The organism is Thioclava sp. SK-1, assembly GCF_001705665.1.
Classification (GTDB): domain Bacteria; phylum Pseudomonadota; class Alphaproteobacteria; order Rhodobacterales; family Rhodobacteraceae; genus Thioclava.
In genome coordinates, this window is sequence record NZ_MDHA01000060.1 from 1 (window position 1) to 15220 (window position 15220).

General features: G+C 56.2%; 13 protein-coding genes and 1 tRNA gene. 10 read left to right on the forward strand and 4 right to left on the reverse strand.

Annotated elements, in window-relative coordinates; all coding sequences use genetic code 11:
• The first annotated feature begins 109 nt into the window (after positions 1–109).
• The 4 genes from BFP70_RS14480 (at position 110) to BFP70_RS14495 (ending at position 3940) form a co-directional block, all read left to right on the forward strand.
• Positions 110–436, forward strand: a complete 327-nt coding sequence (locus BFP70_RS14480; protein ID WP_141693216.1) for a hypothetical protein — start codon at positions 110–112, stop codon at positions 434–436.
• 2 nt (positions 437–438) lie between these two features.
• Positions 439–2289, forward strand: a complete 1851-nt coding sequence (locus BFP70_RS14485; protein ID WP_066012373.1) for a TniQ family protein — start codon at positions 439–441, stop codon at positions 2287–2289.
• Positions 2290–2375: 86 nt separating this feature from the next.
• On the forward strand, positions 2376–2999 hold the full coding sequence (locus tag BFP70_RS14490; protein WP_066012374.1) for a hypothetical protein: 624 nt from the start codon (positions 2376–2378) through the stop codon (positions 2997–2999).
• An 867-nt stretch (positions 3000–3866) separates the two neighbouring features.
• Positions 3867–3940 (forward strand) — tRNA-Gly (locus BFP70_RS14495).
• Between the two features lie 304 nt (positions 3941–4244).
• On the opposite strand, the gene BFP70_RS21100 is transcribed toward BFP70_RS14495, so the two are convergent.
• Together BFP70_RS21100 and BFP70_RS14500 are read right to left on the reverse strand one after the other, a co-directional pair.
• Positions 4245–4406 carry a hypothetical protein gene (locus tag BFP70_RS21100; RefSeq protein WP_176715578.1) on the reverse strand — a complete coding sequence of 54 codons (162 nt, stop codon included), beginning with the start codon at positions 4404–4406 and terminating at the stop codon, positions 4245–4247.
• 187 nt (positions 4407–4593) lie between these two features.
• A complete protein-coding gene (locus BFP70_RS14500; protein ID WP_066012375.1) occupies positions 4594–5082 on the reverse strand; it encodes an Rrf2 family transcriptional regulator in 489 nt (162 codons plus the stop codon).
• A gap of 165 nt (positions 5083–5247) precedes the next feature.
• Here BFP70_RS14500 and speB point away from each other — a divergent pair, with 165 nt between their 5' ends.
• From speB to BFP70_RS14525, 5 genes are all read left to right on the forward strand, one after another.
• On the forward strand, positions 5248–6213 hold the full coding sequence (gene speB, locus BFP70_RS14505) for an agmatinase (protein WP_066012382.1): 966 nt from the start codon (positions 5248–5250) through the stop codon (positions 6211–6213).
• Positions 6210–6644, forward strand: coding sequence for a DUF1499 domain-containing protein (locus BFP70_RS14510; protein WP_066012376.1), 435 nt, complete (start codon positions 6210–6212; stop codon positions 6642–6644). The genes speB and BFP70_RS14510 overlap by 4 nt, the downstream gene beginning before the upstream one ends.
• Positions 6645–6753: 109 nt before the next feature.
• The gene (locus BFP70_RS14515) at positions 6754–8364 is read left to right on the forward strand and encodes an FMN-binding glutamate synthase family protein (protein ID WP_066012377.1); all 1611 of its coding nucleotides are present in this window, start codon (positions 6754–6756) and stop codon (positions 8362–8364) included.
• 305 nt (positions 8365–8669) lie between these two features.
• Complete coding sequence (locus BFP70_RS14520) at positions 8670–9884, forward strand: MFS transporter (RefSeq protein ID WP_255356723.1); 1215 nt, start codon at positions 8670–8672, stop codon at positions 9882–9884.
• A gap of 147 nt (positions 9885–10031) precedes the next feature.
• Positions 10032–12344: a Tex family protein gene (locus BFP70_RS14525; RefSeq protein WP_066012378.1), complete on the forward strand. Its 2313-nt coding sequence runs from the start codon at positions 10032–10034 to the stop codon at positions 12342–12344.
• A 114-nt stretch (positions 12345–12458) separates the two neighbouring features.
• Here BFP70_RS14525 and BFP70_RS14530 read toward each other — a convergent pair whose 3' ends face one another.
• Together BFP70_RS14530 and BFP70_RS14535 are read right to left on the reverse strand one after the other, a co-directional pair.
• On the reverse strand, positions 12459–13013 hold the full coding sequence (locus BFP70_RS14530) for an NADPH-dependent FMN reductase (protein ID WP_066012379.1): 555 nt from the start codon (positions 13011–13013) through the stop codon (positions 12459–12461).
• Between the two features lie 118 nt (positions 13014–13131).
• Positions 13132–14133: an NAD-dependent epimerase/dehydratase family protein gene (locus BFP70_RS14535; RefSeq protein ID WP_066012380.1), complete on the reverse strand. Its 1002-nt coding sequence runs from the start codon at positions 14131–14133 to the stop codon at positions 13132–13134.
• A gap of 267 nt (positions 14134–14400) precedes the next feature.
• Here BFP70_RS14535 and BFP70_RS14540 point away from each other — a divergent pair, with 267 nt between their 5' ends.
• Positions 14401–15000 (forward strand): superoxide dismutase, encoded by a 600-nt coding sequence (locus BFP70_RS14540; protein ID WP_066012381.1) that lies wholly within the window; start codon positions 14401–14403, stop codon positions 14998–15000.
• The last annotated feature ends 220 nt before the right edge of the window (positions 15001–15220 follow it).

Below are 15220 nucleotides of genomic sequence, written 5' to 3' on the forward strand. Positions count from 1 at the left end.
TGTCACGCAATGCCCAGCGTCGAATGACACTCAAAAATCCCATGTCGATCACTCCAAATCCCCCCAACCAAAACCGTCGGGGACGTGTGTTCACATGGGTCAATTCTCAGTGACAATTTATGGGGCTACCGGGTCAGTTCTCAGTGACAATCAACAGGGCGAGACCATCAATCGGATCATCCGCGCGGGGCGGCACCGGTTCGGCCGTTGCATCTACCTGATCCTGAAGGCGGTCGAGGCTGCGCTGCATGACAAGGCATCGAAGCTGACGATCGAGCATTTCGAGCTTGCCTATGGCACGGAAGAGGGCTGCGAGATCACCGCCAACATCTTTGCCGTGCCGGAATGGACCAGCATCGTCCAGCCTGACGATGAGGAGCTTGCGCCGGCCAAGGCCGCGCCCAAACGCAGCCGCAAACGCAAGATGCGGGGCTGATCATGGCGCTTCATCCGATCCTTCCCGTCATCGCAGGCGAATGCCTGACCTCGTATTTGAACCGGTCCGCGCAGTGGCATTGCTGCATGGGGCTGCATGATTTCCTTGCCTTGGTGGATCTGCCCCGGGCCGCGTTGACGGCACCGGGTTCTGAGACTCTTGATCGCCTCGAGGGGCTATTGGGTTTGCCTGTGGGCCGGTTGGGGGAGATGACCTTCACGGTGGATGGGGACGGGGGCCGCATGCTTGCTGGCCTGCCGGTGCAGTTTGAATTCGGCGACATCCGGAAGACCAAGTATTGCCCGAAGTGCCTGCTGGAGGATTTGAAGCCTGACAGCCCATCCCAGGGCGTGGCCGTCGGCCGTATCGGGTGGCAGGTGGCCCATATCCGCAGCTGCCCGGTTCACGGGCTGGCGCTGCTCCCCGGCAATATCCAGTCACCTCCGAAAAGCCTGCAGCTGATCACCGATATCACGCCGGATCAGAAGGCGCTGGCAGGGATTGCCGATCAAGCAACGGCGCGGAAGTGGTCGGGCCTGGAGGCTTATATCTCGAACCGGCTGGCGCGCCAGCCGGGGCCTGCCTGGCTTGATGAGCAGCCGATCGATGTGGCGGCCCGCGCCTGCGAGATGCTGGGGATGTTTCTCCTTCAGCCGCCCATGGTCTCGCTGTCCCGCTTGGGCGAAGAGGACTGGCATCAGGCCGGACAGCTTGGCTTCGAAATTTCAGCGGGGGGCGGCGAGGCCATTCGAGCTGCTTTGCAGGAGCGCATGGATGCGGCATTGACCGGTGACCGGTCGGGTGGTGCGCAAAAGGTGTTTGGCTGTCTCTACAAGTGGCTCCAGTACCGACAGGACGCGAAGGGGAAGGGGCCGATCCGTGAGGTGGTCCGGGAGCTGATCCTCGACAACTTCCCCTATGAACCCGGCACCATGCTGTTCGGGGAGCCGGTCGACCGGCAACGCGTTCATTCCGTTTACAGCCTGGCAAAGAAGGCAGGCATCACTCCGAGGGCTGTGCAGCGGGCCGCGATCCTGAACGGTCTGCTTGATGCTGAGCTGGGAAAACCGCGCTCTTACGAGATCCTCGATGCCGAAGAGGGGGAAGCGCTGACGGAGATGATGCTGTCCGCAATGTCGATCGCGGAATTGGCCGAATTCCTCGGTTCGACGTTCAAGCAGGCAGACGATCTCGTGCGGGCTGGGCTGATCTCGCGAATGCAGGGCGAAGATGGCGAGGTGCGATCAACCCGAAAGACGATCCTCCATGCATCTGCCGAAGGCTTTCTCGAGGATCTTCTGGCCCAGGCTGAACGTGTGAAAGCACCCTCGAGAGGCATGATGAGCATTGATGCGGCCGTCGATAGGTCTCGGTGGCCGGCCCTCGATGTCTTCCAGGGCATTTTGTCAGGTGCTTTGAGCCGCGTTGAAATCGTGGATCCGGAGCTGAAGGTTCAGGGCTTGCTGGTCAACCCGGTTGAGGTTCGGGACGCCTTGGCGCGCATGAAGGGGGACGGTCGAGTTGGCAGCTTCGAGGCGGCAGCCTTGCTTGGCATGCGGCAGATCGAATTCCGCAATCTGGCGCGACTGCGCGGGCCCGATGGGACGCCCTACCTTGCCCAACATGTCGAGCCCAACACCCGCGGACGCGGCGTGAAGCTGTTCGACATCGCCGGGATCGAGGCATTCCTTCGCGATTACGTGCTGCTGCAGGAACTGGCGGAGAGGGCCGGCGTGGGGCGGCTGGGTGTGAAATACAAATTGGATGCCCTTGGGGTCAGCCCGATCAATGATGCCACGGCGCAGGGTCGGTTGTGGTATCGGCGGGCGGATGTGGAGGGTGTGTTGGGATAGGTGGGGATCGTTAAGAGCGGAGGGGAGCTCTGTACAAAGGGGGGCTTTATTGTGGGCGAGCGGCAGACAGCAAGTGGAGTCTCGACATGAGCAGCGATGAAAATCATGATCCCGAAACAAACGGCGAAGCTTTTGGACCTCAGGAATCTTCCAGTGACGTGCGCAGATCATCAGTTCAAGCTTCCTTAATGCTATCTTTCTTCTCCATCATGGTCAGCTTTTTTGATCCGGGTGTGATTTTGGGCGCAATTTTGATCTTGGCGTTCTTTGGTCTTACGGAGGAAGTATTCAAGAGGTTTGACCCAGAGTACCTGACGGAGGGGGCAACTTCATCGATTATTTGCGGGGCGATTCTTGTGGCTTGTTTGGCCCCATTTCTTCCTATGCCCAGTGAGAATTGGCGTCAGAACGACATCGATAAGTCGTCCAGTTACAATCGAGAAGTCGATTTGCCGCCGCCGCTTTATCGCCCTTCAAACTCGATGTGTTCAGATATGATGGCATTGGGCAATGTTGTGATTTCGTCAAGAATTGACGGAAAAAGCAAATCTGAAGCTATCAGTGCAGCAGGGAGTGTTGGGGTGATTGTTCGCCCGTATCTAATGGAGATGATCGATGTGGCATTTGATACATACATCCCGCCAGGAAACGAAGAAGTTGTGCGACGTAAGTTTGTCAATTCAGTCGGATCTTCATGTGACAGAATGTAATCTGTCATAGAGCCAAAGGTCCTGAGGTGATCAAATTTTAATGATGGCACTTCAGATCATTTTCGCGCTGGACCCATGCTTGGGTTCGGCGCTTTTCTTTGCGAAGGTGTGGATTTTCCCTCCCCGCTCAGCGGTTATCGACACACCAAACCATGTCTACCAGGATCCGTCTGATCTTTTACTGGCAAAATTAGACCCACCACAGCGGCAACCCTTCCGGACCCAGCGTTTTCCGCATCCAGTGTTTTCAAGAGGTTGCTGATGGGCTGGTGGCAAATCCTGCCCGGTCATTCCATGTTTGAAATCACCAGGGTAGTTTTGCCATTCGGGGGTTTTTGGCTGCCACTTGACGGGTCATGCTCTGCCACCTCCGTCTAAGCCACTGGCTTCATGTGACCTCCAAAAACGCTGCTCCGACCGGGGCGGCGTTTTGTATGAAAGGTGGCCGGGCTTGACCTTCGGGCCTCGGAACGCCTTCTTCTACCGCATGACACAACATCTTCCCATCGGCCTCATACCGGGGGCGCCTGATCCGCCCCTTGCCCTGCTATGCGGGTCTCTCTCTATGCCCACGAGGGACGACCGTCAGGGTCAATATCCGGCCCCTGCTGCTTAATAGCCCGTAAAATATCTGCAAGAACGTCTGGGCACGCTCCCAGGCCAACCACGTCAATGGTCATGTCGGCGCAGCTTTTGAGGCTGGCGCGTCTGCATGTTGATCTGAACAAAGATAGGTAATACGGGGCACAGCACTGCTGTCATTTGGGTGCTATGCTGGTTTGTCGCGTGAATGTGCCGAAAGCACAGAGTTTTTCACCACGCCCCCTTGCACCGGGTTTGGCGACGCGATATGAAAGCAGCCGAGACGCGGGCGTTGTGTAATGGTAAGACCTTAGCCTTCCAAGCTAATGACGCGGGTTCGATTCCCGCCGCCCGCTCCAAAAAATCCGATATTTTTAAGACGACGGGTGGCTATTTTACATGGTCACAACGGTATTGTTTCGCGATTTGGTGGGGACCTTTTGTTTGGCAGGCGGGTCATGCCCGGTATCGCCTTGGTGCCATGCATAGGCGCATAAAAATATCCGGGCCAGAAGCCCGGATCTATTTGCATGCCGTAAATTGGGCAGCAGCTGCGACATGGCCGTGTCGCGTCGTCCCAATATTGGCTTAGCGCCGCATCAGCGGCAGTGGTTCAGGCCCAGTCGCGTCGTGGCGCAAGGGCCGAAACACGCAGTGGCGGTCTTACAGCGAGGCCCAATCGGTGAAGCCGCATTTTTCGGCCTCTTTCAGTTCGATCGCGTCGCGCTTGGGCTGTGTGGATTCGGTATAGACGCGGGTATCAGCTTGTTGCTGCTGTTGTGGGTGTTCGCCAGAGGCGTTGGTGTCATGCTGGACGGTGGTCATCGTTACTCTCCAATTGCGGCTCCGTTGTGCCATCATTTGGCACGGGTAATACGGCGGTTTCAGGGCCAGCTAGTGAGAGATTGTGACGTGGTCAAGCAATCATAAACAGCAAATATACATTCTCGCGGTGGTGTGATGGTGCGGTCAGATTTTGGATATTTTTCGGAACATTTCTATGCGCAAAGGGTTATGCAGGCAGCTTGATTTCGCCGCGTTTGCTATAAATTACGGCTGTTGGTGTCGCGGGCAACTGCAGCACCATTTCCAAAGCGCTATTGTTTGCAACAAGGTCGGACAGGCTGTGCTGGTCCAATGCTGCATAAAACGCGTCAAGCGCCTGATGCAGGGCCAAGCGCAATAGGCAGGCCGACGATAAAGGACAAGTGTTCGTCGCCGGATCGAAACATTCCGCTAAGGGCAGCGGGGATTCAAAGACGCGCAGCACCTGACCGACAGTGATCTGAGTGATAGGCCGTGCCAGGCGCAAGCCGCCTGATCGTCCGCGCAAGGTGTTGATGAACCCATGCGTGGCAAGCTGGTGAACCACCTGGGCCAGATGGTTCTCAGACGCGTTGCAAAGGCGCGCGACCTCATGTTTGCGCACAACACGGTCTGCGTTTACGGCGCAGAACATTAACGTGCGCAGGGCAAGATTGCTACGGGTGGTTAGTCTCATGTCGTCTCCTAAATGGTGGGGTGACTATGGCGTGGCTCAACAGCGCATGGCTTTGACACAGATCATATTTTGGAAATTCACCCAGATCCGGGTGCGAGACACCTTGACCCAACGCGCGCTTCCGGGCAGGCCTGGACGGATATGGCGATCAGGGATGGGGCGATCATGGCGCTGGAAGATGCAAAAACTGAGGTCGATACTGCGTTCACACGAACGACACGGCGCGGATTGGCCTATGAGAATGCTTTCGGCGGGGCGACCAGCTTTTTACGCCGCCGATACAGCAAAGATCTGACCGGCGTTGATATTGCGGTCACGGGGATACCCTTTGATCAGGCGGTAACGAATCGTCCCGGGGCACGGTTTGGACCACGTGCAATCCGCGAAGCCTCCAGTTTACAGGCCTTTGATGCGCCCTATGGTTGGGGATATGACCCGCTATCGACGTTTGATATCGTAGATTATGGTGATTTGGCGTTTGATTATGCCAATACCCCGCGGACGCCCGGGTTGATTGCCGATCATATTTCCGGGATCTTGGCAGCTGGTGCGGCGCCGATGTCTATGGGGGGCGATCATTTCGTGACATTGCCGATCTTGCGCGCAGTGGCTCAGAGATTCGGGCCGGTGGCCTTGATCCAATTTGATGCGCATTCTGATACTTGGGTGGATGATGATCCCGATCGGATCGACCATGGCACATTCCTGTATAAGGCCATCAAAGAAGGGCTGGTGGATCCATCTGCCTCTGTTTCGATTGGAATACGCACGGACAATCCAGACACTCTGGGTGTGACGATCCTGGATGCGCCTTCGGTGCACAGTCAGGGCGTCCCAGCAACGCTGAAGGCGATTCATCAGATCATCGGGACGCGCCCGTGCTATGTGACCTTTGACATTGATTGTCTTGATCCGGCGTTTGCGCCTGGAACCGGGACGCCGGTTTGGGGCGGGTTGGCCAGCTGGCAGGCGGCGGCGCTGCTGCGGGGGCTGTCGGGCATTGCGCTGATCGGCGGTGATATCGTTGAGGTGTCGCCGCAATATGACACCACGGGTGCGACCGCTATCGCTGGCGCGCATGTGTTGACAGAGCTGATTGCGCTGTGGGGTAGGGGGCCTGGCCGGTTATGAAATGGATTGTGTTGATCTGCGTCGCAATTGCCCTTGTGGCAGCGGCTGTTGCGATCTGGGTGCGGGTGAAACCGCTTCCTGTGGCGCAATACTATATGACACAGCCGATGCGCCCTGCGGGTGATTACCCAATGGAGGGTGGGTTTTGGGCCGTGCGCCCGGGCAGTCAGGTAGAGCTGTCTGCGCTGGATGGGTTGATCCTTGCCACTCCGCGCACCGTGCATCTGGCGGGAAGCGTTGCGGAGGGTCATATCAGCTATGTGACGCGCTCTGCGTTTTGGCGCTTCCCGGATGTGACCAATCTTTGGCTGGAGCAGGGGAAGGTCAATCTACGCAGCCATCTGGTTTTTGGCCGCGGGGATCTGGGCGTTAATCGCGCTCGGATCGCGCAATGGCTAAAAGCTGCTGGTATGGTCATACCCACGCCGTAAAAGCCCATTTTCAACAGTTTAATTCGCTCGAAACACATAAGTGTTCAGGGTAGATTCATTTTTATACACTATATGTATTGATTGAATATGTGCTGGAGGAGCCACCATAATGACCTTTGAAACCCGTTTCTTGCCTTTGATGGTTTGTGCCGTGATCGCGGTCGGGTCTTTGCTTATGCTGGGGGTTTCCTACTGGTTTTTCGTGCCGATGGTCGTGTTTGGTTTCATGACTTTGGTCGGCGTGCGTGATCTGTTCCAAACCACGCATGCGGTTCTGCGAAACTATCCGATTATGGGGCATATGCGCTATTTGCTGGAGGGTATCCGCCCCGAAATCCGGCAATATTTGATCGAGGCCGATCAAGATGAAGAGCCGTTTTCGCGCGAAGAACGCTCGCTTGTGTATCAACGGGCGAAAAATGTTGAAGATGCACGGCCTTTTGGCACCAAGCAGCGCGTGTATGACTCCGGCTATCAATGGATTACCCATTCGGTGCAACCGCGCCATATCGAAAGCTCGGATTTTCGGGTGACGATTGGCGGCCCCGATTGCCGCCAGCCCTATAGTGCGTCAATTTACAATATCTCTGCCATGAGCTTTGGATCCTTGTCAGGCAATGCAATTCAGGCGCTGAACACTGGGGCCAAGCTGGGCGGTTTCGCGCATGACACGGGGGAGGGATCTATTTCGCGCTATCACCGTGCGGGGGGCGGTGACCTGATCTGGGAATTGGGGTCGGGTTATTTCGGCTGTCGTAACCATGATGGGTCGTTCAACGCGGATAAATTTGCACAGCGCGCGGCTGAGCCCGAAGTGAAAATGATCGAAATTAAGCTAAGCCAAGGGGCAAAGCCGGGTCATGGCGGAATGCTGCCCGCTGCAAAGATCACGCCAGAAATCGCTGAAGCGCGTGATATTCCGATGGATCAGGACTGTATCTCTCCAGCGGCGCATTCCGCATTCAATACCCCGTTAGAGCTGTGCCACTGGATCGCGCAATTGCGTGAATTGTCCGGCGGCAAGCCGATCGGCTTTAAGCTGTGTATAGGCCACCGCCGAGAGTTCATGTGCATTGTCAAAGCGATGCTGGACACCAATATCACCCCGGATTTCATTGTTATTGATGGGAAAGAGGGCGGCACAGGGGCGGCACCGTTGGAGTTTTCCAACCGTTTAGGAATGCCCTTGGTTGAGGGGCTGACATTCGCCCATAACACATTGCGCGGTGCCGGGATCCGCGACCGGATCAAAATAGGGGCCTCTGCAAAGATCATTTCCAGCTTTGACATCGCGCGGACCTTGGCGCTTGGGGCGGATTGGTGCAATTCTGCCCGCGGCTTTATGTTTTCCATCGGATGCATTCAGGCGCAGGCCTGCCATACCAACCGTTGCCCGGTCGGTGTGGCGACGCAAGACCCATCGCGTTCGCGTGCGTTGGATGTGCCTGATAAGGCACAGCGGGTTGCCAATTTCCACCGCAACACAATGGATGCGCTGAAGGAAATGACCGGGGCTGCCGGGTTGGATCATCCGTCGAAATTCCTGCCACATCACCTGATGATGCGCGTGAAAGACCGCGATATGGTGCCCGGCTCCGAGGTCTATCCCTATTTACCTGAAGGCTTCTTACTGCGTGGGGAGGAAGACCGCTTCGGCTATCTGCATCGTTGGACGCGCGCGCGGGCTGAGGGATTTGCGCCGATTGATGACGGCGTCTAGAGCGCGACACCGCGCCAAACCCGTGACCTGTCTTAGCTGATGCTTTGTTCTGCTGCGCGCTTGGTCCTCACATAGCGCAGTATTTGGCAGCTGTGCTGCACCAACCTGTGTGCCGACGCGGGTGCCCCCTTGGGCTTGGCGTGTAAATTCAAGATGTTCGTTCGAGCCATGCATTCGGCGTGGTTCGGGGTTGCATTGCATGCGCCCATATCCGTCTTTTCGACACTTGATTTTCATAAGCATGCTTCTTAATCCAAGCTAAGACTATCACGGGCTGCGGCCCTCGACTTGGCAAGGGCCGTTTCATGACAGATCATATGATGATGCCCGGGGTGCAGGCCCCGACGTCTCCGCTATCGGCAAAGCTTGTCATCCTGGCGCTGGCGCTGGGTGGCTTTGCTATCGGGACAACCGAATTTGCCGCAATGGCATTGCTTCCCTATTTCGCGCAGGATTTCGGTGTGACCGAGGCGCGTGCGGCGGATGCGATCAGCGCCTATGCGTTGGGTGTCGTGATCGGTGCACCCAGCTTGGCAATTTTGGGCGCCAAGATGAAGCGTCGGGTGCTGCTGGTCAGTTTGATGCTGGCCTTTGCGGTGTTCAACGGGCTGTCTGCGCTTGCGCCGGGCTACAACTCTTTCTTGGTGATGCGCTTCTTGTCCGGTCTGCCGCATGGTGCATATTTCGGCGTGGCCGCATTGGTGATTGCTGCGGCTGTGCCGCCGGGAAAACGGTCCTCGGCTGTGGCGAAAATGTTCCTTGGGCTGACCGTTGCCACCACATTAGGGGTGCCGTTGGCCAATTATCTGGCGCAGTTTTTGGGGTGGCGTTCGGGCTTTGGGATCGTTGCGATTTTGGGGCTGATGACGGCAATTGCGGTTTATATCGTCGCGCCGCGCGTTCCAGCCGATCCCAATGCAAGCCCGCTGAAGGAATTGGGTGCGTTGAAAAACCGTCAGGTCTGGCTGACACTGCTGACCGGCGCAATTGGCTTTTCAGGGTTTTTCGCGGTCTATACCTATTTGGCTTCGACGATGACGCAATCTATGGGCCTGTCGCCTAATCTTGTCCCGTGGATGTTGATGTTGGTCGGGCTGGGGATGACGGTCTTTACGCTGGTGTTTGGCTGGACCACGGATCGCAATCAGACCGGCACAGCCTTGTTTTCATTGATCGTGGGGGCGATCATCTTGATGCTGTATCCGGTGTCCACGGGCAGCTTGCAAACCTATGTGCCGTTGGTGTTTACGCTTGGCATCGTGGGCGGGATCTCATTACCGTTGCAAATCCGGCTGATGGATGTTGCCGGCGACAGCCAGCAATTGGCGCAAGCATTGCATCATGCCGGGTTCAACCTTGGCAATGCGATTGGTCCCTTCCTTGCGGCACGGGCGATCGCGGCGGGGCATGATTTTCCTGTTTCCGGCTATGTCGGCGCGATTATGAGCCTTATCGGGCTGGCCCTGTTCTTGATTACATTGGCAGATCGGCGGCGCAGCTTGCGGATGATGCCCGTCTGATCCCAGACGATAAATTCTACCATTGTCACGGCCCTGCATGCGCGGGGCCGTGGCTTTTTCATACGGCCAGTGCCGCCGGTGAATGTGACTTGGCGCGGTGAACTTGCCCGGATATGACGGTGGTCCGTAAGCTTTTAGGAGGCCGCTTTGGACATATCTTCCCGTATTTCACGCCTGATCGCGACCGAGATCGGGGCACGCCCGGATCAGGTCAACGCTGCTGTGACCTTGCTTGATGAAGGTGCCACTGTGCCTTTTGTCGCGCGTTACCGCAAAGAGGCGACAGGCGGATTAGATGACACGCAGCTGCGCATGTTGTCAGAGCGTCTGATCTATCTGCGTGATATGGAAAGCCGGCGCACGGCGATCGTGAAATCTATCACCGAACAGGGAAAGATGACCGATGATCTGGCGCGTTCGATCGCGCAGGCGCAGACAAAATCTACGCTGGAAGATATTTACCTGCCCTATAAGCCCAAGCGCCGCACGAAGGCGATGATTGCACGTGAAAACGGGTTGGAACCTTTGGTTGAGGCGATCTTGGCCAATCGCAGCGCTGATCCCAAGCACCTTGCACAAGGCTATGTTTCTCAGGCTGTGCCGGGGGTGAAAGAGGCGCTGACCGGGGCGCGTGATATTGTGGCCGAGCGGCTATCGGAAAATGCCAACTTGCTGGGCAGTCTGCGCAGCTGGATGCAAAAAGAGGCGATCGTGACCGCGCGAGTGGTTGCTGGGCAAGAGGAAAAAGGCGCGAAGTTCAGCGATTATTTTGCGCATTCCGAAAAATGGGCAACCATCCCGTCGCATCGCGCATTGGCATTGTTGCGTGCGTCTAATGAAGGTGTCGTGACACTGGATATTGCGCCTGATGACGAAGGCAAGCTGCGCGCTGAAACGACGGTGGCTGCCGCGCTTCAGGCGGGGGGACATGGCGCGGGTGATGCATGGTTGCGCCAAGCGGCGGGCTGGACATGGCGTGTAAAACTGTCGATGTCGATGATGCTGGATTTGCTGGGCGATATGCGTGCGCGTGCACAAGACGAAGCCATTCAGGTGTTTGCCCGCAACCTGAAGGATTTGCTGCTTGCCGCGCCGGCGGGGGCGCGGGCGACGCTTGGCCTTGATCCCGGCATTCGTACCGGTGTCAAAGTGGCCGCGATTGATGCTACCGGGAAGGTGTTAGAGACGGCTACGATTTATCCGTTTCAACCCAAGAATGATTTGCGTGGCGCTGAAGCCGCGCTGTTGACCCTGATCGCGCGACATAAAATCGATCTGATCGCGATCGGCAATGGCACAGCCAGCCGGGAGACAGAGCGCCTTGTTGCGGATGTGTTGAAACGACTTCCTGCGGGACAAAAAGCACCGATGAAGGTGATCGTTTCAGAGGCGGGCGCGTCCGTTTACTCTGCATCCGAGCTGGCAGCGCAGGAATTCCCTGATCTGGACGTTAGCCTGCGCGGTGCGGTGTCTATTGCGCGCCGCCTTCAAGATCCGCTGGCGGAATTGGTAAAGATTGAACCCAAAAGCATCGGCGTGGGGCAATATCAGCATGATGTGGATCAGCATCGCTTGTCCCGGTCCCTAGATGGGGTGGTCGAGGATGCGGTGAATGCGGTCGGGGTGGATCTGAACACTGCGTCAGGCGCGTTACTGGCGCATGTGTCGGGTCTTGGCCCGGCCTTGGCCGAGGCCGTGGTGAAACATCGCGATGCCAATGGGGCGTTTCAATCGCGCAGGCAATTGTTGAAGGTCGCGCGGCTTGGTCCGCGCGCCTATGAGCAATGCGCCGGTTTCTTGCGTATTCGGGATGGGAAAGAGCCGCTAGATGCCTCTTCGGTTCATCCAGAGGCCTATGATGTGGCGCGTAAAATCGTTGCGGCCTGTGGGCGGGATCTGAGGCAGATTATGGGCGATGGGCAGGCGTTGAAGGGGGTTCGGCCGGAACAGTTCATCACCCCCACATTCGGCCTGCCCACTGTGCGCGACATTTTCGCCGAGCTTGAAAAACCCGGACGCGATCCACGTCCCGAATTCAAGACAGCGACATTCACCGATGGGGTTGAAGAGATTCGCGACCTGAAACCGGGCATGCGGCTGGAAGGGACGGTGACCAATGTCGCAGCCTTTGGCGCCTTTGTTGATATTGGGGTGCATCAGGACGGGCTGGTCCATGTCAGCCAGCTGGCGGATCGCTTTGTGAAAGACCCGCATGAGGTTGTGAAGGCGGGCGATGTCGTGCGCGTGTTGGTCACAGAGGTTGATATCGCGCGCAAACGTATTGCCTTGTCGATGCGCAAGGACGCCACTGCCAAGCCCACGGCACAAGACGGGGCAGGAACGCCGCGCCCGCGTAGTGCCGCGCCCAAACAGCGCCCCCTTGCCAAGGCAGAGCCCAGTGCGGGGCCGGGCAATAACGCGATTGCCGCTGCATTGAAGGCTGCGCTAAAGCCGCAGTAAGCCACGCGATCCGATCAGCGGGTGCAACAGGCGAAAATACAAAAGACGCCAGAGGAAAACTCTGGCGTCTTTTAATGTGTTATATGCCTACCCGGCGTTCATGCGGGCCAGCCATTAGGCAAGCTTGTCGATCCAAATGCCGAACTGTTCCATGATGGAGGCGAAGAATTTCTTCGTATCGTCTTTCTTGATTGTGCCGTCGTCATTGAACAGCTCGTGGATGGCGGGAATATAGGCCTCAGGCTGCTGCATCGGTGCGGCGTTCAAGAAAACCAAAGCCTGGCGCAGATTGTGGTTGGCCCCAAATCCGCCAACGCCGCCCATGGATCCGGTCACAATGGCCGAGGGTTTCTTATCCCAGATGCTGGCGCCATAGGGGCGTGACCCCACATCCAGCGCGTTTTTGATGCTGGCGGGCAAAGTGCGGTTATATTCCGGCGTCACAAACAGCACGGCGTCATGCGCGGCCATATCGGTGCGGAACCGCGACCATGCGGCAGGGCGCGTGTCATCTTCGTCAAGATCGGGGTTGTAAAGCGGTAGGTCACCAATTTCGATGAAATCGAATTCCAGCGTCTTTGGCGCGACCTCAACCAGAGTATTCGCAATCATCCGGTTGAAAGAGCCTTTGCGCAGCGATCCAACCAATACAGCAACTTTATGAGTCATCGGATACCTCCTGACCTGACTTCAGGTCGTTTAAATGTCTGATCAGGAAGATAGTCCGCAGGTGACAGAAGGGAAGGTCAGGCAAATGACCTGCTATGTGCAAATATGCACGGACCTTTTATAATGCGTAATAATCCTGGTACCAATCCACGAAATGCTTCACACCATCTGTGACAGAGGTCTTGGGCTGATAGCCGGTCAGCTGTTTCAGAAGCGAAGCATCGGCCCAGGTTGCGGGCACATCACCGGCCTGCATTGGCATCAGGTTCTTTTGGGCGCTTAGCCCGGTTGCGGCCTCGATCGCTGCGATGAAATCTGTCAGCTGGACTGCGTTAGAATTGCCGATATTGACCACCCGGTGCGGCGCCACCGGGGACAGGCTGTCGCCTGCGGGCACGGTTTCAACGCGTTGGGGAATGGCATCCATCAATAAGCGAATGCCTTCGCAAAGATCGTCAATATAGGTGAAGTCGCGTTTCATATCGCCGTGATTATAGACATCAATCGGATCGCCATTCAGAATTGCCTTGGTAAATTTGAACAGCGCCATGTCGGGACGGCCCCATGGTCCATAGACCGTGAAAAAGCGGAACATCGTCACCGGCAGGCCGAACAGATGCGCGTAGCTATGGGCCATATTCTCGGTCGCCTTTTTGGTGGCGGCATAGAAGCTCATTTGATGTTCAGCGCGCTGCATCTCTTGGTAGGGCATCGTGGTATTGGCACCAAAGGCAGAAGAGGTTGATGCCAGCAACAGATGCTTGGGCGGGTGGGCGCGTGCAGCCTCCAACACCTCAAACGTGCCAGTGATGTTGCTTTCTAGATAGCTGCGTGGATTTTCGATAGAATAACGAACACCGGCCTGCGCAGCCAAATGGATAACGAAATCGGGTTTATGCGTCGCAAACAGATCCATCACCAGACCTGGATCCTCCACACGTCCGATCACCGGGGTGAAATTAGGGCTCGCCAACATCGCGTGGCGGCGCTGTTTCAACGACACTTCATAATAATCGGTCATCGCATCTAGGCCGATGACATGCATCCCCTCGGCCAATAGCAGTTTAGAAATATGATAGCCAATAAACCCGGCGGACCCGGTCACCAAAACAGTGGTCATCGTGCAATAGCTCCTGCGCAATCTGTATAAACGTTTGTGGCCCAAGTCGCGGGTCAGGGCAACTGCGGCACCGTCGTCAAACGCTACCATAGCAAAAATGGGGACTTTTTCATGACGATAGGGGGATGTGACCTGCCTGGAACGGCGATTGTGGAAAATATGTCGTAAGACATGCGTGATGTCTGGCTTGCTGCCCTTGACCTCGGCGCTTTGCGCGCTTCTATTATGGCGCAAAGTGAATGCTTTTCGTCAGAAAGGACGTGACCTATGGCTTTTGAACTTCCGAATCTTCCCTACGCCCATGATGCGCTTGCCGACCTTGGTATGTCGAAAGAAACCTTGGAATATCACCATGATATTCACCACAAGGCCTATGTCGATAATGGCAATAAGGCGATTGCTGGCACCGAATGGGAAGGCAAATCCGTAGAAGAGATCATCAAGGGCACCTATGATGCGTCCGCTGTTGCCCAAAACGGCATCTTCAACAACGCATCGCAGTTTTGGAACCACAATCAGTTCTGGGAAATGATGGGCCCAGGCGGATCGAAAATCCCGACAGAACTGGAGAAGGCACTCGTCGAATCCTTCGGTTCAGTCGACGAATTTAAATCGCAATTCTCGGCGGCAGGGGCAGGACAGTTTGGCTCCGGCTGGTGCTGGTTGGTCAAAGACACCGATGGCGCCCTGAAAGTGACCAAAACAGAAAACGGTGTGAACCCGCTATGCTTTGGTCAAACTGCATTGCTGGGCTGTGATGTCTGGGAACATTCCTATTACATCGACTTCCGTAACAAACGCCCAGCTTACCTCAGCAACTTCCTTGAGAAGCTGGTCAACTGGGACAATGTCGCATCGCGCCTGTGATCGGCTGTCGTTAGAATGTTTGACGCATTTGGAATCGCCCGTCCGTTTGGACGGGCGATTTTTTTATGGCGGTTTGAGGATTCGGGTTTCTGCGCGTTTTTCTTGTATTTTTTCATGATTTTTGCGATTTCTGCGCGTTTTTGTTTAGTTTGAGTGTTTATTTTGGTTTGTTTGGTTTGAGTGTTTGAGTTTTTCTTTGATTTTTATTGTTTAATTTCAG

Coding starts and splice junctions, on each gene's coding strand:
- BFP70_RS14485 (WP_066012373.1), top strand. CDS start 439: ATGGCGCTTCATCCGATCCTTCCCGTCATCGCAGGCGAATGCCTGACC.
- BFP70_RS14490 (WP_066012374.1), top strand. CDS start 2,376: ATGAGCAGCGATGAAAATCATGATCCCGAAACAAACGGCGAAGCTTTT.
- BFP70_RS21100 (WP_176715578.1), bottom strand. CDS start 4,406: ATGACCACCGTCCAGCATGACACCAACGCCTCTGGCGAACACCCACAA.
- BFP70_RS14500 (WP_066012375.1), bottom strand. CDS start 5,082: ATGAGACTAACCACCCGTAGCAATCTTGCCCTGCGCACGTTAATGTTC.
- speB (WP_066012382.1), top strand. CDS start 5,248: ATGGCGCTGGAAGATGCAAAAACTGAGGTCGATACTGCGTTCACACGA.
- BFP70_RS14510 (WP_066012376.1), top strand. CDS start 6,210: ATGAAATGGATTGTGTTGATCTGCGTCGCAATTGCCCTTGTGGCAGCG.
- BFP70_RS14515 (WP_066012377.1), top strand. CDS start 6,754: ATGACCTTTGAAACCCGTTTCTTGCCTTTGATGGTTTGTGCCGTGATC.
- BFP70_RS14520 (WP_255356723.1), top strand. CDS start 8,670: ATGACAGATCATATGATGATGCCCGGGGTGCAGGCCCCGACGTCTCCG.
- BFP70_RS14530 (WP_066012379.1), bottom strand. CDS start 13,013: ATGACTCATAAAGTTGCTGTATTGGTTGGATCGCTGCGCAAAGGCTCT.
- BFP70_RS14535 (WP_066012380.1), bottom strand. CDS start 14,133: ATGACCACTGTTTTGGTGACCGGGTCCGCCGGGTTTATTGGCTATCAT.
- BFP70_RS14540 (WP_066012381.1), top strand. CDS start 14,401: ATGGCTTTTGAACTTCCGAATCTTCCCTACGCCCATGATGCGCTTGCC.